The sequence below is a fragment of the Streptomyces sp. TRM70350 genome (genome assembly GCF_019219825.1).
In the GTDB taxonomy this organism is placed as follows: domain Bacteria; phylum Actinomycetota; class Actinomycetes; order Streptomycetales; family Streptomycetaceae; genus Streptomyces.
The window spans coordinates 323,528-343,847 of the sequence record NZ_JAHUXH010000006.1; the positions used below are offsets into that span (position 1 = coordinate 323,528).

18 protein-coding genes and 2 pseudogenes are annotated in these 20,320 nt (G+C 71.9%); 6 read left to right on the plus strand and 14 right to left on the minus strand.

Annotated elements, in window-relative coordinates; translation table 11 throughout:
- Window positions 1-833: pseudogene (locus KWI83_RS12965) on the minus strand (SDR family oxidoreductase).
- A 70-nt stretch (window positions 834-903) separates the two neighbouring features.
- The gene (locus tag KWI83_RS12970) at window positions 904-1,392 is read right to left on the minus strand and encodes a rhodanese-like domain-containing protein (protein WP_218514474.1); all 489 of its coding nucleotides are present in this window, start codon (window positions 1,390-1,392) and stop codon (window positions 904-906) included.
- Window positions 1,393-1,486: 94 nt separating this feature from the next.
- On the opposite strand from KWI83_RS12970, the gene KWI83_RS12975 reads away from it, so the two are divergent.
- Window positions 1,487-1,933 carry an Lrp/AsnC family transcriptional regulator gene (locus KWI83_RS12975; RefSeq protein WP_218514475.1) on the plus strand — a complete coding sequence of 149 codons (447 nt, stop codon included), beginning with the start codon at window positions 1,487-1,489 and terminating at the stop codon, window positions 1,931-1,933.
- On the opposite strand, the gene KWI83_RS12980 is transcribed toward KWI83_RS12975, so the two are convergent.
- The 5 genes from KWI83_RS12980 to KWI83_RS13000 all read right to left on the minus strand — a co-directional run bounded on the left by KWI83_RS12980 (window position 1,927) and on the right by KWI83_RS13000 (window position 8,171).
- Entirely contained in the window at window positions 1,927-4,917 is a 2,991-nt protein-coding gene (locus KWI83_RS12980) for an AAA family ATPase (RefSeq protein WP_218514476.1), read from the minus strand. The genes KWI83_RS12975 and KWI83_RS12980 overlap by 7 nt on opposite strands.
- Complete coding sequence (locus KWI83_RS12985) at window positions 4,914-6,077, minus strand: exonuclease SbcCD subunit D (protein ID WP_218514477.1); 1,164 nt, start codon at window positions 6,075-6,077, stop codon at window positions 4,914-4,916. Before KWI83_RS12985 ends, KWI83_RS12980 begins: the two co-directional genes overlap by 4 nt.
- 124 nt (window positions 6,078-6,201) lie before the next feature.
- Entirely contained in the window at window positions 6,202-6,828 is a 627-nt protein-coding gene (locus KWI83_RS12990; protein WP_218514478.1) for a YigZ family protein, read from the minus strand.
- Between the two features lie 81 nt (window positions 6,829-6,909).
- Window positions 6,910-7,452: a histidine phosphatase family protein gene (locus KWI83_RS12995; RefSeq protein WP_218514479.1), complete on the minus strand. Its 543-nt coding sequence runs from the start codon at window positions 7,450-7,452 to the stop codon at window positions 6,910-6,912.
- Window positions 7,449-8,171 carry a hypothetical protein gene (locus KWI83_RS13000; protein ID WP_218514480.1) on the minus strand — a complete coding sequence of 241 codons (723 nt, stop codon included), beginning with the start codon at window positions 8,169-8,171 and terminating at the stop codon, window positions 7,449-7,451. The genes KWI83_RS12995 and KWI83_RS13000 overlap by 4 nt, the downstream gene beginning before the upstream one ends.
- Window positions 8,172-8,647: 476 nt before the next feature.
- On the opposite strand from KWI83_RS13000, the gene KWI83_RS13005 reads away from it, so the two are divergent.
- Window positions 8,648-8,857: a hypothetical protein gene (locus tag KWI83_RS13005; protein WP_218514544.1), complete on the plus strand. Its 210-nt coding sequence runs from the start codon at window positions 8,648-8,650 to the stop codon at window positions 8,855-8,857.
- Between the two features lie 665 nt (window positions 8,858-9,522).
- Here the strand turns inward: KWI83_RS13005 and KWI83_RS13010 are convergent.
- Both KWI83_RS13010 and KWI83_RS13015 read right to left on the minus strand, forming a co-directional pair.
- A complete protein-coding gene (locus KWI83_RS13010; protein WP_218514481.1) occupies window positions 9,523-9,975 on the minus strand; it encodes a hypothetical protein in 453 nt (150 codons plus the stop codon).
- 79 nt (window positions 9,976-10,054) lie between these two features.
- The gene (locus KWI83_RS13015; protein WP_218514482.1) at window positions 10,055-10,786 is read right to left on the minus strand and encodes a hemerythrin domain-containing protein; all 732 of its coding nucleotides are present in this window, start codon (window positions 10,784-10,786) and stop codon (window positions 10,055-10,057) included.
- Between the two features lie 87 nt (window positions 10,787-10,873).
- Between KWI83_RS13015 and KWI83_RS13020 the strand changes: the two genes are divergently transcribed.
- Window positions 10,874-11,302, plus strand: coding sequence for a MarR family winged helix-turn-helix transcriptional regulator (locus KWI83_RS13020; RefSeq protein ID WP_218514483.1), 429 nt, complete (start codon window positions 10,874-10,876; stop codon window positions 11,300-11,302).
- Between the two features lie 406 nt (window positions 11,303-11,708).
- Here KWI83_RS13020 and KWI83_RS13025 read toward each other — a convergent pair whose 3' ends face one another.
- A complete protein-coding gene (locus KWI83_RS13025) occupies window positions 11,709-12,776 on the minus strand; it encodes a phosphatidylinositol-specific phospholipase C (RefSeq protein WP_218514484.1) in 1,068 nt (355 codons plus the stop codon).
- Window positions 12,777-12,857: 81 nt separating this feature from the next.
- Entirely contained in the window at window positions 12,858-14,498 is a 1,641-nt protein-coding gene (locus KWI83_RS13030; RefSeq protein WP_218514542.1) for an FAD-binding oxidoreductase, read from the minus strand.
- A gap of 156 nt (window positions 14,499-14,654) precedes the next feature.
- On the opposite strand from KWI83_RS13030, the gene KWI83_RS39955 reads away from it, so the two are divergent.
- Complete coding sequence (locus tag KWI83_RS39955) at window positions 14,655-15,743, plus strand: AraC family transcriptional regulator (protein WP_218514485.1); 1,089 nt, start codon at window positions 14,655-14,657, stop codon at window positions 15,741-15,743.
- A gap of 8 nt (window positions 15,744-15,751) precedes the next feature.
- On the opposite strand, the gene KWI83_RS13040 is transcribed toward KWI83_RS39955, so the two are convergent.
- On the minus strand, window positions 15,752-17,071 hold the full coding sequence (locus KWI83_RS13040) for an MFS transporter (protein ID WP_218514486.1): 1,320 nt from the start codon (window positions 17,069-17,071) through the stop codon (window positions 15,752-15,754).
- 393 nt (window positions 17,072-17,464) lie between these two features.
- Entirely contained in the window at window positions 17,465-17,827 is a 363-nt protein-coding gene (locus tag KWI83_RS13045; protein ID WP_218514487.1) for a DUF1304 domain-containing protein, read from the minus strand.
- Between the two features lie 305 nt (window positions 17,828-18,132).
- Between KWI83_RS13045 and KWI83_RS13050 the strand changes: the two genes are divergently transcribed.
- Entirely contained in the window at window positions 18,133-18,492 is a 360-nt protein-coding gene (locus KWI83_RS13050) for a hypothetical protein (RefSeq protein ID WP_218514488.1), read from the plus strand.
- A gap of 422 nt (window positions 18,493-18,914) precedes the next feature.
- Window positions 18,915-19,223, plus strand: a pseudogene (locus KWI83_RS38465) (transglycosylase SLT domain-containing protein); the annotation flags it as partial.
- Window positions 19,224-19,280: 57 nt separating this feature from the next.
- Here the strand turns inward: KWI83_RS38465 and KWI83_RS13060 are convergent.
- Window positions 19,281-20,273: a methionyl-tRNA formyltransferase gene (locus KWI83_RS13060; RefSeq protein WP_218514490.1), complete on the minus strand. Its 993-nt coding sequence runs from the start codon at window positions 20,271-20,273 to the stop codon at window positions 19,281-19,283.
- Window positions 20,274-20,320: the final 47 nt, after the last annotated feature.

Consider the following 20,320-nt stretch of genomic DNA (forward strand, 5'->3'; position numbering starts at 1 on the left):
TCAACGCCGGAAGCCGCCCTCCGAGTTGATCACCTGACCGGTGCCCCAGTCCGCCTCGTCCGTCGCGAGCCAGGCGATGAGGCGGGCCGGGTCGTCGGGCATGCCCCACCGCCCGGCGGGGAAACGCGCGGCGATGGCCGCGTAGTCCTCGCCGGTCATGTAGTCCGTGTCGACGGGGCCCGGATTGACGGTGTTCACCGTGATCCCCTGCTCGGCGAGCGTCGTCGCCAGCGAGCGGGTGATCGAGGCGAGCGCGCCCTTCTGGAGGGCGTAGGCATCTCTCCCGGCATACCTCCCGCGATGTCCTGTCCCGACGTCATCATCACCACGCGCCCTCCCCGGGGCCGGTCCGGTTGCCGGGCATAGGCCTGGATCAGGAGCAGCACCGACCGGGTGTCGACCGCCCAGTGCGCGTCGAGCATGTCGGCGTCGATCGCGTCGAGCGGCCCGTCGGATCCGCTGAGGGCGTGGTTGGCGACGAGGATGTCCAGCCGTCCGCCGAGCGCCGCGACGGCAGTGGTGATCAGCTCGGCGGGCGCGGCCGGATCGGCGAGGTCACCGGGCCCGGCGACGACGCGCGCCTGGGGGGCACCGGTGGCCGCTCGCACGGAGGCGACGACGTCCTCGATCCGGTCGGCGCCCCAGGGCATGGCGGCGTCGTGCGGCACATGGTGGTGCAGATGGACGCTCGCCCCGTACGCGACGAGCCGCCGGGCCACGGCATGCCCGATGCCACCGCGCCGGCTGGCCCCGGTGACCAGGGCGGTACGGCCGCGCAGCGGCAGGGGGTCGCGGCGGAGGTCTTCGGGCGAGGGATGCGGCACGTGAGGCATGGTGGATCATGATGGGCGACGAGGAAGCGGGACGCACGCGGTTTTCACACCGCCGAACGCGGACCCGCCGTCAGCAGCCGCAGTCCGCCGCGTCTTCCGGCGCCGTCAGCGGATCGGCGTCCCGCCGCGCAGGCCCGTGCCAGGTCTCGTACTCGAAACCCTCGCGCGCCCAGTACTCGAACCCGCCGAGCATCTCCTTGACCTGGTAGCCGAGTTCGGCGAGGGCGAGCGCGGCACGGGTGGCGCCGTTGCAGCCGGGGCCCCAGCAGTACGTCACCACCGGCACCGACTTGTCGAGGAGTTGCTCGGCCTGCTCGGGGATGAGCGCGGTGGGGAGGTGGATCGCGCCGGGGAGGTGGCCCTGGTCCCAGGACTCGGTCGAGCGGGAGTCCACGACGACGAACCCGGGATCGCCGTCGGCCGCGAGCGCGGCGGCGACATCGGAGACGTCGGTGTGGAAGGCGAGGCTCGCGCGGAAGTAGGCGGCGGCCTCGGCGGAAGGCGCGGGGGCGGCGCGCAGGACCGGGTTGACGGCGGTGTTCGAGGTCTTCGAGGTCATGGCCGAAAACCTAGGGCTGATGGTCCCCCTCCTGAAGGGGAAATTCCCGGCCATCCCCTTGATGAGCCGGTGATTTCCCTGCTATTCATCGCCCATGACCACGTTTTCCCCGGACGCCACCGACTGGCGCATCCTCGACGTCCTCCAGCGGGAGGGCCGGGCCAGCTTCGCCGAGCTGGCGCGTGCCGTCTCGATGTCCGCGAGCGCGGTCACCGAGCGGGTGCGGCGGCTGGAGGAGGCGGGCGTCATCCAGGGGTACGCCGCCGTCGTGGACCCCGAGCGGCTGGGGCTGCCGATCCTCGCGTTCGTCCGCCTGCGCTATCCGACCGGGAACTACAAGCCGTTCCACGATCTCGTCGCCGCGACGCCGGAGATCCTGGAGGCGCACCATGTGACGGGCGACGACTGCTTCGTCATCAAGGTCACCGCGCGCTCGATGCGGCATCTGGAAGAGGTGTCGGGCAGGATCGGCGCGCTCGGCTCGGTGACCACGAGCATCGTGTACTCCTCGCCCCTGCCCCGACGGCCTGTCGGTCAATGACCGGCGCCGCGCTGCCGCAGCACCGACCCCGACCTCCCTTTCACCACCTCCAACTGCGCATGGATGCGCCGCCGCAGATCGGCGACATGGCTGACGATGCCCACACTCCGGTCCCGTTCGCGCAGTGAGTCGAGCACGTCCAGCACCTCGTCCAGCGTCTGGTCGTCCAGGCTGCCGAACCCCTCGTCGATGAACAGCGTGTCCAGCCGCACCCCGCCCGCCTCGTCCGTGACGACGTCCGCGAGGCCGAGGGCGAGGGCGAGCGAGGCGAAGAACGTCTCGCCGCCCGACAGCGTCGAGGTGTCCCGCTCCCGCCCGGTCCAGGCGTCGACGACGTGCAGCCCGAGGCCACTGCGCCCCCGTCCGGACCGGTCGTCGGAGTGGACGAGGGTGTAGCGGCCCGACGACATCCGTTGCAGCCGTACGGTCGCGGCGGCCGCCACCTGCTCCAGACGGGCCGCGAGGACGTACGACTCCAGCCGCATCCGGCGTTCGTTCTCGGCGGAGGTGCCGGCCGCGAGCGCGGCCAGCCGGGCCACCCGGTCGTACTCCTCGCGCAGCGGCCCCAGCCGTCGTACCCCGGCGGCGGCCCGCGCGGACAGCCGGTCGAGTTCGGCACAGCGGCGGGCGGCGGCGTCGCACGCGGAGGCGGCGTCGCGCACCCGCTGGTCCGCCACCGCGGCGGCCTCCTCGGCGGCGGCGAGATCGGTGGGCGGCTGCTGGGCGGCTGCCGCGGTGTCGGCCTCGGCGAGGACGGCCCGTACGGCGGCCTCCTCGGCCTGCCGCGCGTCGAGCCGTCGTTGCAGCTCACGATGGGCGGCGGCGTCCAGCAGGGCGGCGGCCGCGGCCTGCGGGGTGTCGAAACCGGCGCGGAAGGCGGCGTCGGCGAGGCGGGCGTCGGCGTCCTTGAGGCGCTGGGCGGTGTCCTCGGCGTGCCGTGCGGCCTCGGCGGCCTCGGTGAGCCGCGCGACCCGGTCCTCCAGTTCGGCGGCCCGCGCGGCCACGCTCCCGGAGGAGCCCCGCGCCTGCGCCAACTCCCCTTCCAGGGAGATCCTCTCCCGGTCCAGGGCATCCCGGCGGGCCAGCCGGGACGCCGCCCTCAGCTCGGCCTCCCGACGTGCGGCGGTCCTGCGCTCGTGCTCCTGCTCGGCCCGGCGCAGCTCCTCGCGCGCGGCATGCAGCCCGGACGCCGCCCGCCGGGCCTGCGCGTGCAGCCGCTCCAACTCCTCGGCTTCTTCGACGAGTTGGCCGGTCGGAGTGTCGCCCGCCTCGGCGGTCGCGGCGGCCAGCGCCTCGCGTACGACGCCCAGACGGCGCTCGTCCTCGGCGTGCGTCTCCTCCGCGCGCTGGTAGGCGGCGAGTGCGCGCTCCTCGGCCTCCCGGTCGACGTGCCCGGCGACCTTCCGCGCGGGGGCGGGGTGTTCGGTGGCGCCGCAGACGGCGCAGGGCTCGCCGTCCTGGAGTCCCGCGGCGAGTTCGGCGGCGATGCCGTTGAGGCGCTGTTCCTTCAGGTCGAGCCAGTGCGCACGCGCCTGGAGCGCGCGCTCGCCCGAGGCGAGGGCCCGCTGCTGGGCGGCCTCGGTGTCCCCGGCCAGCTGGTCGCGCATCCGTGCGGCGCCGAGCCGCTTCTGCACCGGCTCACGGCGCACGGCGAGCTGCTCGGCCCGGGAGGCGGCCTCCTGGGCGGCGTCGATACGGCCCTGGAGCCCGGCCCGGGTCGTCTCCCACCCGGCGAGCCAGACCTCGGCCTCGTGCAGGATCTCCTCGTCGGCGCGCTCCTGCCGGTCCAGGTCGGCGCGCTCCGCGCGGACGTCGGCCAGCCGCCGCTCGGCCCGGCGGGCGGACTCCAGTCCGCCCAGCTCCTCGGCGGTCCGGCGCGCGGCGGCCGCGAGCCCGGCCGCGCCCGCCTCGGCGAAGCTCTCCGGCAGCGCGGCACGCGCGCGTGCCTCCGCCGCGGCCGCCGCGCGGTGCTCGGCGTCGGCCGACTCCCGCAGCTCCAGCGCGGGCGCGACCGCCTCGGCCTTCCGGGCCCGCTCCATGCGTTGCCGGTCCGCCCGATGGGCGTCCCCCCGCTCCTCCAGCAGCCGGGCCCGCTCCCGCGCCTCCGCGAACCGCCGCTGCAGGCGGGCCACTTCGCGTACGTCGTCCAGCGCCCGGTCGGCCGCGACCTGGGCGGACTCTGCGGCGGCGAGCCCGCACCGGGCCACCGTCAGCTGTTCCCGCGCGGTGCTGCGGGCGACGGCGGCGGCGGTCAGCACGGCCTCGGCCAGCCCCGGATCGCCGGGCGCCAGCTCGGGCAGCTCCATCGCGCCGCCCGCCGCCTGCTGCATGCGGTGGGCGTCGGCCAGCAGTTCCGCGTCCCCGTCGCGCACGCCCGCCTCGGTGGCGCGGCGGCGCTCGGCGAGCCGCTTCTCGACCTCCGCGAACCGGTGGGTGTCGAAGAGGCGGCCCAGCAGCCGGCCGCGGGCCTCGGCGTCGGCGCGCAGGAAGCGCGCGAAGTCGCCCTGCGGCAGCAGGACCACCTGGCAGAACTGCTCCCGGCTCATGCCGAGCAGCTGCGTGATCTCCTCGCCGATCTCCTGGTGGGAGCGGCTGAGGTCCTTCCAGGCACCGGCGTCGTACTCGCGCAGCCACGTCTGGGCCTTGTCGAGCGTGGTGCCCGTGCCGCGCTTCTTGGGGCGTTCCCAGGGCGGCTGGCGGGTGATCTCCAACCGGCGTCCGGCGACGGTCAGTTCGAGCGTCACCGACGTGCGCGTGCCGGGTGCGGCGTGGTCGCTGCGCAGGGCGGTGCCCTGGCCGCTGTGCCGGGCGCCCGGTACGGAGCCGTAGAGGGCGTAGCACACGGCGTCCAGGACGGACGTCTTGCCCGCGCCGGTCGGTCCGTGCAGCAGGAAGAGTCCGGCGGCGGAGAGTTCGTCGAAGTCGACGCTCTGGGTGCCGCCGAAGGGGCCGAAGGCGGTGATGTCGAGCCGGTGCAGCCTCACCGGGCCACCTCCCGCAGGGTCTCGTCCGCGCGCACGGCGTCGAACGCGTCCCGCAGCACGGCCTGTTCGTGCTCGTCGGGCCCCGCCCCGCGCACATGCGCCACGAAGTCCTCGGCGATCTGCTGGTCACTGCGGTCCGCGAGACGGCCGGCGTACGACGCCTCGGGCTCGTCGGGGGCCCGCTCGGGGGCGAAGACGAGACTGAGGGTGTGCGGGAAACGCTCGGTGAGGCGGGCCATGGGATCGGCCGGGCGGACCGGGTCGGTGAGGGCCGCCTCGACCCACGCCTCCTCGTGCCGCGCGAGCGCCGGATCGGCGAGCAGCTCCTCCAGCGGCCCCCTGATCCGGGCCAGCGGCCGCGGCACCGGGCAGTCGACGCGCTCGGCGGTGACGGACCCCTGGGCGTCGAGGTCGACGAGCCACATGCTCTTGCGGTGCCCGGCCTCCGAGAAGGAGTACGCCAGCGGGGAACCGGAGTACCGCACGCGCTCGGTGAGGGTCTGGCAGCCGTGCAGATGCCCGAGCGCCACATAGTCCACGCCGTCGAAGACACCGGACGGCACCGCCGCGACCCCGCCGACGGTGATGTCGCGCTCGCTGTCGCTGGCCTGGCCGCCGGTGACGAAGGCGTGCGCGAGGACGACGGACCGGGTGCCACGCGCGCGTGCCGCGAGGTCGGCCCGGACCCGCTCCATGGCGGCGGCGAGCACCGCCTCGTGGCCCGCCTTGCCCACCCCGAACTCATCCTTCACCAGGGCGGGTTCGAGATACGGCAGCCCGTAGAACGCCACGTCGCCGAACGCGTCCTGAAGCACCACCGGGGTGCCGCACGCCGACGGCTCGGTGCGCAGATGGATGCCCGCCCGCCCGATCAGCCCGGCGCCGACCCCGAGGCGGCGGGCCGAGTCGTGGTTCCCGGAGATCATCACCGTCGGCACACCGAGGTCGGCGAGCCGGTGCAGGGCGTCGTCGAACAGCTCCACCGCGGCCAGCGGCGGCACCGCCCGGTCGTACACATCCCCCGACACGACCACCGCGTCGACGTCGCGCTCGCGCACGGTCGTGACGAGGTGGCCGATGAACTCGGCCTGGGCGCCGAGCAGGCTCACCCGGTGGAACGCCCGGCCGAGATGCCAGTCGGAAGTGTGCAGCAGTCTCATGATCCCCGAGACTAACGGCCAGGTCTGACACCACGGGCGGTTACTCCCGTATCACCCCGTCTGACCGGCTCCGGCCATGTCCGTTACGGGCGTTTAACCCCACTCACTACGGAAATCCCCCGAACTAGACGTCCCCGTACGCCTCCCCACCCAACTCCAGTCCCGCCGTCCCCGCGGTGATGTCCGCGAGCCATGCCCGAAAGGCGTCCACGTCGGCGTCCGGAAGCCCCACCTCGATCGTGACCGCCTCCCCGTAGCGCACGTCCCGCACCTCGCGCCCAGTGGCGCGCAGGTCGTTCTGGACCTTGCCCGCGCGCTGGTGGTCGACGGTCACCGTGGCCAGCCGGAAGCGGCGCCGGGTGAGGGTGCCGAGGGCGTCGAGCGCCTCGCCGACCGCCCCGCCGTACGCCCTGATGAGCCCGCCCGCGCCGAGCTTGACCCCGCCGTAGTGGCGGGTGACGACGGCGACGACGTACCGCATGTCGCGGCGCAGCAGCATCTGCAGCATGGGGACGCCGGCGGTGCCGCCGGGTTCGCCGTCGTCGCTCGCCTTCTGGATCGCGGCGTCGGCGCCGATGACGTACGCCCAGCAGTTGTGCGTGGCATCGGCGTGCTCCTTGCGCACGGCGGCGACGAAGTCCTGGGCCTCCTGCTCGGTGGCGGCCGGGGCGAGGGCGCACAGGAAGCGCGAGCGGTTGACCTCGGTTTCGTGCACGCCCGCGCGGGCGACCGTGCGGTACTCGTCCTGCATCGGACCAGCCTATGCGCTACGCGCGCGTGCCCCCGGCGGGCGAAGCCGCTCCCCTGGGGCCCGCCCTGCCAAGAGCCCTCCCTACTTCTTCTTCCCCCTGGGCACCAGCACGTCCGTCAGCAGCGCCACCCCGGGCCGCAGCGCGTCCCACCCGCTCCCGTACCAGGCCAGCACGGCGATCGCCGAGGTGGGGAACTTCACCCGCACCCGGTCCAGCGTGTCACCGAGGCCGTCCCCGGCGAGCGCGAGGACCAGCTCCTCAAGTCCGGGGTTGTGTCCGACGAGGAGCAGTGTCCGGATCTCGGGCGGGACGGCCTGCACGGCGGCCAGCAGGTCGGGTACGTCGGCCGCGTACAGCCGTGGGTCGTGCCGTACCGGCGGCGGGGTGCCCCACTGGGCGGACGCCAGTTGCCAGGTCTGGCGGGCGCGTACGGCGGTGGAGCACAGGGCGAGGTCCGGCAGGCAGTCGGCCTCGGCGAGCGCGCGGCCGGCGGCCGGTGCGTCCCGGCGGCCGCGGGGTGCGAGCGGGCGCTCGTGGTCGGCGACGCCGGGCGGCCGGGCGGACTTGGCGTGCCGTAGCACGACCAGGCGGCGCAGCGGGCCCGATCCCGCGCGCGAGATCATGCCGGGGCTCCGAGGTCGCGGGTCAGGTCGAGGCCGAGCAGCCGGTCCGCGTAGGCGTACGTCTCGAAGCGGGCGCCGTGCGGCAGGTCCGGTTCGCTCTCCACCCGGCGCAGGACGCGCAGCACCGAGGGCACGTCCAGGTCGTCCTCCCAGGCGGTGCGGAGCTGTCCGCGCACCTCGTCGGGGACCGGCCGCGACGGATGCCGCGCCCAGTCGGCGACGGCCCGCCGCCAGCGGGCGAGCGTGTCGCGAGCCTCGCCCAGGGCCGTGTCGTCGAGCCGCACGGGATCGCTGCGGTGCCGGGAGAGGAGCGCCAGACGGAACACGGCCGGATCGTCGCCCACCGGCGTCCCCCGGCCGTCCGACACCGGCGCCACCGCGACGCGCACCCCGTCCGGCTTCGCCCCGCCCTCCTCCACCACATGGATGACCTGCCGCTCACCGAGCCCGGCCCCGGCGTCGTGGCGGTCCTCGAAGGGCCGGATGCCGAGGGCCGCGGCGGCCGTCCGGAGTTCCGCCCGGTCCCGGTCGCCGGACAGCACCCCGAGGACCGGCGTGTTGCCCAGTTCCAGGGCGCGGACCAGCACGTCGGCGACCAGCAGGACGCGCAGGGCGGTGGGGTCGAGGGCGGGCACGTGGGCCTCGACACAGGTCAGTCCCCGGCGGGTCGTGGACGCGTCGACGGGTTCGCCGGTCCGGGCGTCGATGATGCGCAGCACGCAGCGAGCCTAGGCGCGCGGACGCCCGTACGCACGACACGCGTTCCGGACAGACCGCCGGGGAAGCGAAGGCGGATACTCCGGCAGGCCGTCGCAAGCCGACCTCCTCGCGGCCTCGCCACGGGCGGCGAGCGGCGCGAGCGGTGTCCTCCCTTGGTCCTCCACCGTCGGCCCGTTCCACGAAACAGCACCGGCGGCCGACCACTGCGGCCCCCAGAGGTTCCCGGTCGCCGATCCTGGCTCACAGGCCCGCCTCGGGCGCATGCGCGAGCGGATTGCCGCGCTCATCGGCCGCAGGCGGCGGATCAAGGCCGCCACGATCGCCACTGGCGTCGTCGCCGGGCTCGGTGTCCTGGCCACCACGGGACACCCGTCAGCCGCCGGGACGGTGCAGGCCGCCTCTGCGCGAAGGACGCCTCACATGACTGCCGCGCCGCACAACTCGACCAGCACCGCACGGGTCCCTCACCGCCCACGTGGTCGCAGAGAAGACCGGCAAGCACCGGCGGGAACACCAGGCGGCCAGCTACAACGGTATCCTGCGCGAGTCGAGCGGCAATCCCAAAGCCATCAACGACTGGGACTCCAACGCCGCGGCAGGAATCCCCTTCAAGGGCGTTCTCGTGCGCCGAGCTGAAGGCGTGCGCCAATCCGTTGACGGAACCCTATCCGTGAGACTGCGGTGAGTTAACTGCCGCTGCAATGCGCTGAGTTCATGGAAGAGTCACTCGCGAGTGATCGTCGGTCACTCGCGGGCCCTGTCGGGCTCGGAGAAAGCATCGGGTGCCATGCAATGCCAGGAACTCGTTCAACAAGTCCTGGCAGCACCCCACACGAAGGGAAACAGACTCTTGCGTACACGTCTGGGTGTTGTGGCTTCGGTCGCAGTCGGAATTGTCGCTGTCGCCGGCGGTTCAGCGATGGCCGCCCCGGCGCAGCCGGGCGCTTCAGTCACAGCTCCCGCTTCCTATCTGCACTTCCATGGCAGTGGTCCGACGCAGTCCATGGCCGAGGATGCCGCCATGGCTCGAATGGTGGCGCACGACCCCGCCTGCGTGGTCGTGAACATCCACTCGGAGCACGTCGTCATGGGCCCGTGGCGAGTAACTGTCACCGCCAACTGCCCGTGACGAAGTGGCGGATCAGGACGAGTGTCCCTGAGCGGTCGGCCGGCTGATCCACCTGTCCGGTCGCCCCATTGTCGGCACGCCGCGAACCCTGACTGATTCCCGGCCGATCCGACAAGGAGTGCGGGGGCGGGCCGACCCGCCCCCGCACTCCCCATTGACTCATTCATGTCCGGTCGGGCCGCCCACGGCCTGCCGGTGTCCGCACGGGTGAAGGCCCCTCGTCAGTCGGTGACGCGAGTGAATATGGGATCCGACTTGTAAGACACATCATTGTTTCCTGCCCTGTACGCCACCTGCGTTTCGAAATCGCCGGCCCTGCCGAAGGCCAGAGGAAGCCAGGCGTGCCCTTCCTTGTCCACGGTCGCCGAGGTGCCGTCGGCCTCCCACTTGTCGATCTCCGGGAAGTACATCTCCATGAAGACCTTTCGGTTGCTGTCCGTCGTACTGGACTTCACGGGTACCTGGACGTGCAGCCAGCAGGTCTCATTCACCTTCATGGCTGTTACATCGCATGTCGCTCCCGCCTCGTCGGCCTCGGTGAACGCCTGGTAGGTGATCTTGTCCTGGCCGACCGGCGCCGCGGCCGCAGGCGGGCAACCCGTCATGCCCGCACCCAAAGCACAGACAGCCATGGCGGTCGTTGCAGCAAGATGCCTCCTGCCCATACGGATCATGCCGGGGGTCCTCTCCAACTCGGGTGTCACCGCGGCCCTCAGAGGGCCGCCTGGTGCTTCAGGGTCCCTCGTACTACGCCTACCGGTCTGTACCGCTGCCGTACGGTTCCGCGGCTGTGGGCGGCTCCACTGTTCGGAGGACTTGCTCCGGCACTCCGAGATCCTCGTAGAGCCGGCTGCGCGGGCGAGGGCCGAGTGTCGTGGAGAGGGCCGCGAGAGTGGCTCCTGCCTCGTCGTCCGGTACGGCGGCGAGCGTGGCCCGCACGATGGCCGCACGGTCGGCGGGCGGGAGGGACGGCAGCATGCGGCGGAGGTCGGCAAGGCTCTCCTCCGGGGTGCGGGATGCCTTGAAGGCGCCGAAGACGGCAGCGAGTTCGGCATCACTGCACGCCTGCCACAGGGCGGGCATCGCCACCGTCTCCTCCGCATGCAGGTGGGCGAGGTAGGCGCTGATCAGCTCGTTCACGGCCAGGTAGAGGCCGTGTCGTGCCTCGGGCAGCGAGTCGGCCGGGGTCTTCGGCAGCCGGCGTGCCCGCTCGTCGAACGCGGTGAGCGCCGCATCGAGGCGCAGGTGCTCGGCGTCCATCGCCTCGGCGGCTTCGGCCGCCTTCTCCCGCAGCAGCGGGTGGATGTAGGCGTCCTCGTGGTCGGCGTGCTCACGGAGCTCCCGCGTCATGGCCAGGCAGCCCTCCGCGATGCGCTCGGCACAGTCCGGCTGCGCGATGTCGGCGGCGCCGACATCGACGGCGAGAGCGAAGAGCCGCTCCCGTTGCCCCATGTGAACATTCCTGTACAAATCGACCCTGGGCATGACTGCGCTGCTCCTCGTCCGGGATTTCTTGGGTATGATGACAACACATTCACATACAGACAATGTGTTGTCAACGGGAGCGGATCGATGTCCGGTGAAATGGCCCTGCTCGTGGCCGACGTGTTCGAGGCCGCGGGCGCCCTGCGCCGCCTGGGCGAGCACACCGCACAGGCCGAAGGGCTCACCCAGGCCCGCTGGCAGGTCCTGAGCGTGGTCTCCGAAACGGCCCTCACCGTGCCGCAGGCCGCCCGCCGCCTGGGAGTCAGTCGCCAGAACGTCCAGCGCGTCGCCAACGACCTCGTGAACCTGGGACATGCCACCTACGAGGCCAACCCCGACCACCGGGGCTCCCCGCTGCTGACGCTCACCCCTCGTGGCCACGAAGTGCTCGCCGCCCTCACGCAACGCGCCTCGGCCGTGCACGCCGAACTCTTCTCGGCACTCGACTCCGAGGAGGTCGGCAGGACGCGAGCCCTCCTCCGCAGGCTGCTGCACGAGCTGGACCGCTACGAATAGGTCGACGGCCGGCGCTGAGCCACCTCGGCCGGACGCGCGGCGGCGGCATCGATCAGGCGGCGGCGCCGGTGGACGGACGGACTCTGTCCGCCCGCGGCGGCTGGCAGCCATGGGTTTCGGAGTCCTGGTGGCCGGAGTCGGCTCTCTGACGTTGCTGCGGCGGCCCGGGCTCAGCCTGTGGTGCCTGATGCCGTCGCTGCTGCTCTCCGGGATCGGGCTCGGCCTCGTTTCCAGGCCCCTGGCTCGCGCAGCCATGTCGGGCCTGGAGCCGCACTCGCCCTCCCCGTGGCCATGCTTCTGCTCGGCCTGCTGTGCTGCGCCATCGTGTCCGAGCCGGGCGGGGCAGCCCCGGGGTCGCCGACATGACGAGGCTCCCCGGCGCTCTTCGCCCGGCTCGGGCCCGGCCTCAGAGGGTCAGAGGCTGTCCGAGGTGTGCCTGCGCGTTGTAGCGCAGGACCGTGGTGACGAGATCCGGGCCCGGGTAGTCCATCATCACCACTCCGGTCCGTCTCATGTCGCGTGACTCCAGCCAGTGCAGGGCGTAGTGGTTGACTCCGGTGAACCACAGGGCCCCTGCGGCCACCGCGTGCGGATAGGCACCGGGACCGACGCCGCTGAGGAAGGTGACGTAGAGCGTCTGCGGGTTGCTGCCGGCGGCTTCTTCCAGATGTCCTCTGGCCTTGTCCCACTTTCCCTTGATGTGGAACATGGTGGGCACGTCGTAGGCGTCCTGGATGTTCAGGGCGGGACTGTAGTAGCTCAGCCCGAAGTCGGTGCCCTCGCCGTCGAACTGCTGCAGGATGACGAACTTTCCACGGACCTCACCGAGGGTGGGAGCCTGCTGGTCGCCGTCGGTCGGCCGCCACAGGTGGTCCCGGGCGAGCGGGGCCGTTTCCGGGTTCTGCTCCAGGTACCACCTCAGTGTCTGGGCGAAGGAACGGGTGTTGCCTTCCGGGGTGTGCTCCTGCTTGAGCCGCATCAGCACCGCTTCGCGGGGGTGAGCCTTGAGGAAGTCGGTCGTCTGGCGCAGGACGTCGGTGAAGTTGGCGTTCAGATAGACCACGCCGTGGTGGATCGTGAAGTGGTCCTTGAAGTGCCGTGCGCGGATGTCGAGTGCTCTGATACCGGCGCCCAGTTGCTCGGGCAGCGGGCTCTTCTGGGTCTCCGCCACGAAGGTGACGTCACGGGCCATGGTGTCGTGCGTGCCGGGGATCGAGAGGTCGGCCAGCCGTGCCGTGTCGGGCAGCGCGGCCATCCAGTCGGGGTGGGAGACGGCGCCGAGCCCCTCGCTGTGCCGACCGCTCGCCCAGGCCGTGTTGCCGGATACGAACACCAGCAGTACGGCGAACAGGGCCGCCACGGCGGCTCGCACCGCATGCCGGGCGGGGCGGCGTGACGGGCGTAGGCGGCCCGTGGCAGCGGTGGCCACGGGTGCGGGTCTGTCGATGCGCGGGATGAGGTGGGCGTCGGACATCAGGCGCCTGCCCTTTCTGGTGACGGCCCGGCGGCGTCGGCCGGACGCGGGACGGGATGGTGGGAGTCGTGAGCCCGGCTGTCAGTCCGTTGTCGGCGGTGTGAAGGCGTCGAGCAGCACACCGGGGTTGAGGATCGCCCGCGGGTCAAGGGCTCGCTTGGCGGCGCCGAGGGCCGCGGCGAAGGCGTCGGGGCGCTGGCGGTCGTACCAGGGGCGGTGCTCGCGGCCCACGGCATGGTGGTGGGTGATGGTGCCGCCGTGGTCGAGGAGGAGTTCGCAGACCGTGCTCTTCACCGCGTCCCACTGGGCTGTCTCGCTACCGCGCCGGGCGGGTGCGAGGACGGTCACGTAGAGGGCGGCTCCGTCGGGATAGACATGGGTGAGACGGCAGTTGACGGCCGCGGCGCCGCACACGTCGGCGGCCGCGTCCCGCGCGGCGCGGGTGATGCCGGTGGTGAAGTCGGGAAAGCGGTCCCAGGTGATGGCGGTCTCGAACGTCTCCACGAGGATCCCGGCTGCCACGAGCGCGTCCCGCAGGTACGGGGCGGCCAGGAAACCGTCGCGCCAGCGCTGTTCCGGCCCACCACCCTGGGGCGGCGTACCCTGTGGGCCCCGTACGCGCGGTGTCCCGACCGGCGTTCCGCCGAGGTCGCGGCAGCACCGCAGGGCCTGCTCCAGCTCGCCGCCCTGCGGGAAGTGGGCGGACTCGAAACCCAGCAGGAGCACGGCGCTCGTGCCGTCGCCGGCCCCGCTCAGGGCCGCTTCCCCGCCGTCGAGCAGTCGGCAGTTGGCGGGGCGCAGACCAAGCTGCACAAGGGTGCGAACGGCCTTCGCCCCGTCGAGGAAGGTGCGGAACCGCACGGCCTGCGAAGCCCGGTGGACGGGCCGGTCCTGCAGGCGCAGCCATGCCTCGGTGACGACGCCGAGGACGCCCTCGGAGCCCAGCAGCAGCCTGTCCGGGCTCGGACCGGCCCCCGATCCGGGCAGTCGGCGGCTCTCCCAGACGCCGGTGGGCGTGATGGCCCGTAGGGACTCGACGAAGTCGTCGATGCGGGTGCCGCCGGTGGCGTAGTGGCCGCCCGCCCGGGTGACGAGGCTGCCGCCGACCGTGGCGAAGGCGTAGGACTGGGGGAAGTGGCGCAGGCTCAGGCCGTGCGGGCGCAGTGGGGCGTCCGCGTCGGGCAGCGGCGTCCCGGCCCGGATGCGGGCCGCCCGCGAGGCCGGGTCTACCTCGACGACGCCGGTGAGCCTGCGCAGGTCGAGGGAGAGCGTGCCCCGGTAGGCGTCGCCGACCAGTGGCTCCACGCCGCCCACCACACTGGTGCCGCCGCCGAACGGGATGACCGCGACGCTCTCGCGCGAGCACCACTCCAGCAGCCGCGCGATGTCGTCCTCGTCACGGGGGAAGGCGACGAGGTCGGGGGGATGGGGTATCTCGCCGTGGAATCCGCGCACCACGTCCTTGTACGACTTTCCCATGGCGTGCGTGGCCCGCTCGTAGACGTCGTCATGGCAGATGCCGGCCAGGCGCGAGGGCGGTACGAGCCGTCTGGCGGGGGGCAGTTCGAGGTCGGCGAGGCGGGCGGGTGCGTGGATGTGCTCGGCGCCGAATCCGAGTACGCCGCGCGCCTGTTCAGCGATCTTCCTGGTCTCCTCCGGGGCGGGCTGTTCGTCCTCGTAGCCCCAGCCCCAGAACTTCCGCCGACGCCCCTCACTGACCACGGCTGCTCCCGCCCCAGGTGTCGTCTTCGTCGTCTTCGTCGTCGTCACGGTCGCGTCGTGACACGGTGCGACGGTACGGAGGCCGCCGGGCGCTGTCATTGGCCGCGGTGGCCAGACCGTTGACATCTCGCGTCGGGCGGCGGTTCACTCGCGGCCGTGTCCGACCGACCAGAGACGAGCGTGTCGACGCGCTATGTGCGCACCGTGGTTGAGGCCGCGGCGGACCGGGGCGCGGACCCCGTCCGGCTGCTGAGCGGTGCGGGGCTTCAGCACGGCGGTCTCGATGTGCTGGAACGTATCCCCTCCAGCGCCGTCCGCCGCATGTGGGACCTGGCCATCGACACGATCGGCGACCGCTGTTTCGGGCTCCAGGTCGGCGGCCGACTGCGCCCGGGCGCGTACCACGTCCTCGGTCACGCCCTGCTGGCAAGCCCCACCCTCCAGGACGCCGCGCAGCTGACCGTGCGCTACCACCCCATGGTCAGCGACGCCGGCCGGCTGTCGTTCACCCGGCACGCCGACCGCGCGGTCCTGACGTACCGCAGATTCACCCCGCCCGGCGATGCCGACATCCAGCAGACCGAGGCCGTCATCGCCGGAATCGTCACCGCGGCGCGGTGGCTGAGCCCCGACGGCTGGCAGGCCACGCGCATCACCTTCACCCATCCCGCGCCCGAGCAGGGGACAGGGCCGTGGGAGGCGGCGCTGGGCGCACCGGTGACCTTCGGGGCCTCGGAGAACCGCATGGAGTGGACGCTCGGACAGATGGACGCCCCGCTCCCCTACGGCGACCCGGCCCTCCTGGGGATGTACCGGGCCTACGCCGACGGGATCCTGGCCGGGCCGCCCCTGCACCGCCGCCTGCCGGTCAGCCACCGTGCCGCCGCGTGGCTGAGCAGGCAGGACCTGGCCACCGTCCGCCCCGACGACCTGGCCGGAGCCCTGCACATGAGCGGACGCGGCCTGCGCCGGGCCCTGCGGGAGGACGGCACCTCCTGGCGGCTCCTGCTGGACGAGGCCCGCCACCGGCTCGCCGTGCGATGGGTGGGTGACGGCGGCCGTACCCTCGGTGAGATCGCACGAAGGCTCGGGTACAGCGATGTGACGAGCCTGGTGCGGGCTTTCCACCGGTGGGAGGGCATGCCTCCGCGCCGCTACGCCCGGGCCGCCGCGGCGGCCGCCGCCTCAGCCGCGGGCCGGAACGCGGGTGCCGGGCCCGCATCCGCGGCCGAGCCCGGTCCGTGACGGCGAGGTCAGTTCGCGGGCAGGGGCACCGCGGGACCGGTACCGCGGGCGACCGTACGGCTGCGCGCGCCGGGTACCAGGCACGACCGAAGCGCCAGCAGGGTGACCAGGGCCAGTGCGGTGCCCGCCGACGGGAGGAGGAAACCGGCATCCGGCCCGTGCAGGTCGGCCAGCTGCCCGGCGATCGTGACGGCACCCGCGTGCCCGAGTGCGATCATGCCGGACAGCAAGGTGAAGGCCTCGGTCCGGGACGAGGGCGGCACCAGCGGTTCGACCAGGGTGTAGCCGGTGATCAGCGCGGGCGCGATACACAGGCCGACGACCAGGCCGAGCGTGCCGAGCAGCAGCACGGAGTGCGCCGTCCACAGCAGGCAGGTGGCGAGGGTCAGGGCCGTGTACCCGACGAGCATGCGCGGTCGCGGCCCGGCCCTCCAGGTGGTGGCGCCCATGGCGATACCGGCCAGCATGTTGCCCGCGGCGAGGAGCCCGTACAGCGGTCCCACCAGGCCTGGTCGGCCGATCTGCTCGGTGAACGCCGTCAGGGAGACCTGCATGCCACCGAAGACGCAGCCGATGCCCAGGAAGGCGACCGCCAGGACCCGCACTCCTGGCACGGACAGGGCGCTGGTGCGTTCCGTCCCTCCCTGCACGCCGTCGGGGCGGCGGAACGGGGGCTGTGTGCGGCCCTGGGCCGCGAACAGGAGGCCGCCGACAAGCGTCAGGGCCGCCTCGGCGACCAGGCCGGCGGCCGCGTGGACAGCCATGCACAGGGCGGTGGCCAGGACCGGCCCTGCGGCGAACGTGAGCTCGTCGGTGACGGACTCGAAGGCGGCGGCCGTCGGCATCAGATCCGGACCCTCGCCGGACCCTCCGCCCGCACGGCCAGTGACGCCTGCGCCTCGGGGACCGCCGTTCAGGATCGCCGCCCAGCGGGCCCGCACCATCGGCCCGATCTGCGGGAGGGACGCGCCGGTCGAAGCGGCGGCGGCGAACAGCGCCCACGCGGGTGCGTGCGCCAGTGCGACCAGGGCCAACGCGGCGCCGGACATCGCGTGTATGACGACTCCGGGCACCAGGACCGCTCGCTGGCCGAAGCGGTCGGCGAGCTTGCCGCTCTGCGGCGCGAAGAGCGCCATGGAGACACCGGTGAACGCGGCTGCCGCGCCGGCGCGGCCGTAGGAGCCAGCGGTGTGCTGGACGAGCAGGACGATGCTGGTCGTCAGCATTCCGTAGGGCTGCCGGGCGGCGAATCCGGGCAGCAGGAACCTCCAGGCCCCAGGGGTGCGCAGCAGCTGCCGGTAGCCGCCGGACGCGTCCCCCGTGGGCATGAGCGCCGACCAGAGCCGCCTCCCGTTCCGGCCTCCGTTCCGGCTTCCGGCCCGGGCACACTGGAGGAAAGTCACGTTTCCTGCCTTCTACGGACGAATCCACACCTACAGATCCAATGAACGAGAAGGCCGGGAAGCAGGGGGTCATCCGTATGTCCCCCATCGAGGACGTACTCACCTCCCCCGATCGGTGGAACGCGTCACTACCGCTCCGGCAGCAATGGCGACCGGGATCACACGTCCGGCAGACGCGTCCAGGCCGGCACGAGAGCCGTGACACGCGCCGGGCGCAGCGTGAGCGCCTCGGCAGTCGAGGTCACACCCAGCTCGCGCCCTCCGCCAGCGCGGTGTTTGCGGGAATTCCGGCCTGACCGGCCAGGTCGGCGGGGGCGGTCAGTCGACTGCGAGGGCCAGCGCAAGCGCTACGGCGGCCGGCGCGAACTGGACCCAGAGGATGCGTCGGCTGACGGTGACGGCCCCGTACAGTCCGGCGATCATGGCGCACAGCAGGAAGAACACCGTGAAATGAAGTCCTGCCGGGTTCGGCTCGGCCAGCCCCCACAGGAGCCCTGCCGCCAGGAATCCGTTGTACAGGCCTTGGTTGGCTGCGAGAGGTGCGGTCGCTCGGGCCATGTGGATGTCCAGGCCTGACAGTTCGCGCCCTTTGGGCTTCTGCCACAGGAACATCTCCAGGACAAGGAAGTAGAGGTGCAGTGCGGCGACGAGGCCCACCATTATCGATGCTGCGATCTTCACGGGCCGCACCATCGCTCACCGGAGCGAGGGGTGAGCATCCACCGGTCAGCCCACTCATCGGACCTCCTGCGAATCCTCCGATGGACGCCTCGGTGCTCCCCGACGACTCATCGCCGAATTGCCAGCGACAGCGGCTACCACCACCGTGAGAGCTTCGCGCAGCGTGTCCGTTACGCGTTCTCAGACCGGGACGAGTACATCGGCATTCCCACCGACCGCGTACGGATCGGCAACTTCTGCCGGTTCGCCTCCGGGGCGGCCTTCCTGCTCGGCGGCAATCACGTGCCAGGAACGCCTGGGAGCCGGTGGGCGACACTGTGGTCGGCCACGAGGTGTGGATCGGCTACGAGGCACTCGTCATGCCGGGGCCAACCATCGGCACCGGAGCCGTCATCGGAGCACGGGCCGTCGTTTCCAAGGATGTCGCGCCCTACAGCGTTGTGGTGGGCCACAACAAGACCGTCCGGCACCGCTTCGACCCGCTCCGGCGTAGGCTCCTGTGGCGCATCGCCTGGTGGAACTGGAGCGACGAGCGCATCACCGAGGCCCTTCCACTGCTCCAGGGCCACGACGTACTGGCACTGGCCCGATACGCGGGTGTCGACCCTGACGAGGTCTTGGAGGACGACGACCCGAGTGTGGCGTCGAAAGGCTCGGCAGGCTGACACCCCATCAGCGTCACTTCCCGCCCTGTACGCGTCTCGGGCCGGCCCCACTGGCCCAGGCCTGCGCGACGATGGCCGTCACCGCCCGACCGGGGCTGTCCGTCCGGTGGACGGACGCGTGGGGCGATGAGGGGACGAGCCTTCCTCCTCGATACCGGCGCGGCAGTGGATACACGGATCGCCCCGAAGCACCGCGAATGGGATATGAGCGTACGGCTCATCATTCCCATCGGTTCTACGGAAGTGATCCACCCATGTCGTTTGCCCTTGTGTCGAAGCTCGGCCGCATGGCCAAGAACCGCAAGTGCTCCCTGCGCCTCGCCGTGACCACCGCGGCCGTGCTGGCCGCATTGGCCGGTGCCGCGCCGCTTGCCTCCGCCGACTCCGACCCCGGCTCCATGGGCACGTGCCCCGGTTCCGTGGACACGTGGATCAACCAGGCGCTTCAGGTCATGCAGGCCAACGGCATCCCGGGCAGCTACGACGGGATTTGCAGTAATCTCATGCGTGAGTCGTCCGGTGATCCGGGCGCGATCAACACGTGGGACTCCAACGCACAGGCGGGCCACCCTTCCAAAGGGCTCATGCAGGTGATCGACCCGACGTTCCAGCAGTACCACGTCGACGGAACGTCCGATGACATCTACGACCCGGTCGCCAACATCGTCGCCGCCTGCAACTACGCCGCCCATGTCTACGGCTCCATCGACAACGTCAACTCGGCTTACTGACCGGATCGTCGATCACGTGAGACGTGATGAGCCAGGCGGATCAGCGCGGTGAAGTCGTCACGGCGTCCCGATGCCTGTCGCGCGCGGCCTGAACGTCGTGAGGAAGTCGGACGGCACGCCCTGCGGCGGCCGCTCCTGGCCGTCCATGTCGACGGTGAGGATGCGCAGCCAGCCGTCGCGTGCCCTGACGCACATCTCGCCCGAGGTCATGACGACTCTGCCCGGCACGGCCGCCGGGTCCACGACGACGCCGAGCTCGTCGGCCGACAGCACCGTCACGGCGCGCCCGTCACGGGTGAGAGCGTAGGCCCCGGGGTGCCGGTACCCGGCCCGAATGGTGCGTAGTACCTGACACCGCGAGTGGGTGAAGTTGATCCAGTAGTCCCGTTCCTGGGGCCTTCCGAAATAACGCCGCCACCTGAGGTCCTGGTCGGTGGCGTCGATCTCGCGTGTGCACAGCTGAGGGATGAGTTCGTGCAGCAGCCGCAGGCAGGCGCGTTCGTGGATCCGGCGTATGCCGAGAGCGGTCTCGTCGCCCGTCATGGTGATGGCCCGCTGCGCGATCACAGGGCCGGCGTCGATACGGGGTGAGATGAGGTGCGCGGTGACGCCCGTGTCCCGTTCACCGTACTTGGCCATCCAGAAATGGGGCGCCAGTCCTGCGTACTTGGGAAGCAGACTGGTGTGAAAGTTGATGGGCGCGACAGCCGGGACGCCGATGAGCTCCTCATGCAGGATCTGCTGGTAGTTCATCACGATGAAGTAGTCGGCAGCCAGTTCTCTGATCGCCTGGACGGATTCGTCGGAGTTCACGTCCGTGGGCCGTAGGACAGGAATCCGTCGGGACCTGGCCTCGGCCACGAGGTCGACCTGATAGCCCTCTCCGAGGAAGTACGAGCAGACCGCGCCGGGTTTGGTCGTGACGAGTCCGACGAGGGAGACGGACGGATTACTGTCGAGGGCGCGCAGAAACGGGGCACCGAACTTCGAGTTGATTTCTGAGAAGAGTGCGACACGTATCGGGCGCATGTCGTTGGCTCGATTGCTCATGAAACCCTGCCGGCTTGGTGAGTTCACTGTTGTCCTCGTTGGGCTCG

Coding starts and splice junctions, on each gene's coding strand:
- KWI83_RS12970 (WP_218514474.1), bottom strand. CDS start 1,392: ATGACCTCGAAGACCTCGAACACCGCCGTCAACCCGGTCCTGCGCGCC.
- KWI83_RS12975 (WP_218514475.1), top strand. CDS start 1,487: ATGACCACGTTTTCCCCGGACGCCACCGACTGGCGCATCCTCGACGTC.
- KWI83_RS12985 (WP_218514477.1), bottom strand. CDS start 6,077: ATGAGACTGCTGCACACTTCCGACTGGCATCTCGGCCGGGCGTTCCAC.
- KWI83_RS12990 (WP_218514478.1), bottom strand. CDS start 6,828: ATGCAGGACGAGTACCGCACGGTCGCCCGCGCGGGCGTGCACGAAACC.
- KWI83_RS12995 (WP_218514479.1), bottom strand. CDS start 7,452: ATGATCTCGCGCGCGGGATCGGGCCCGCTGCGCCGCCTGGTCGTGCTA.
- KWI83_RS13010 (WP_218514481.1), bottom strand. CDS start 9,975: ATGATCCGTATGGGCAGGAGGCATCTTGCTGCAACGACCGCCATGGCT.
- KWI83_RS13015 (WP_218514482.1), bottom strand. CDS start 10,786: ATGCCCAGGGTCGATTTGTACAGGAATGTTCACATGGGGCAACGGGAG.
- KWI83_RS13020 (WP_218514483.1), top strand. CDS start 10,874: ATGTCCGGTGAAATGGCCCTGCTCGTGGCCGACGTGTTCGAGGCCGCG.
- KWI83_RS13025 (WP_218514484.1), bottom strand. CDS start 12,776: ATGTCCGACGCCCACCTCATCCCGCGCATCGACAGACCCGCACCCGTG.
- KWI83_RS13040 (WP_218514486.1), bottom strand. CDS start 17,071: ATGCCCACGGGGGACGCGTCCGGCGGCTACCGGCAGCTGCTGCGCACC.
- KWI83_RS13060 (WP_218514490.1), bottom strand. CDS start 20,273: ATGAGCAATCGAGCCAACGACATGCGCCCGATACGTGTCGCACTCTTC.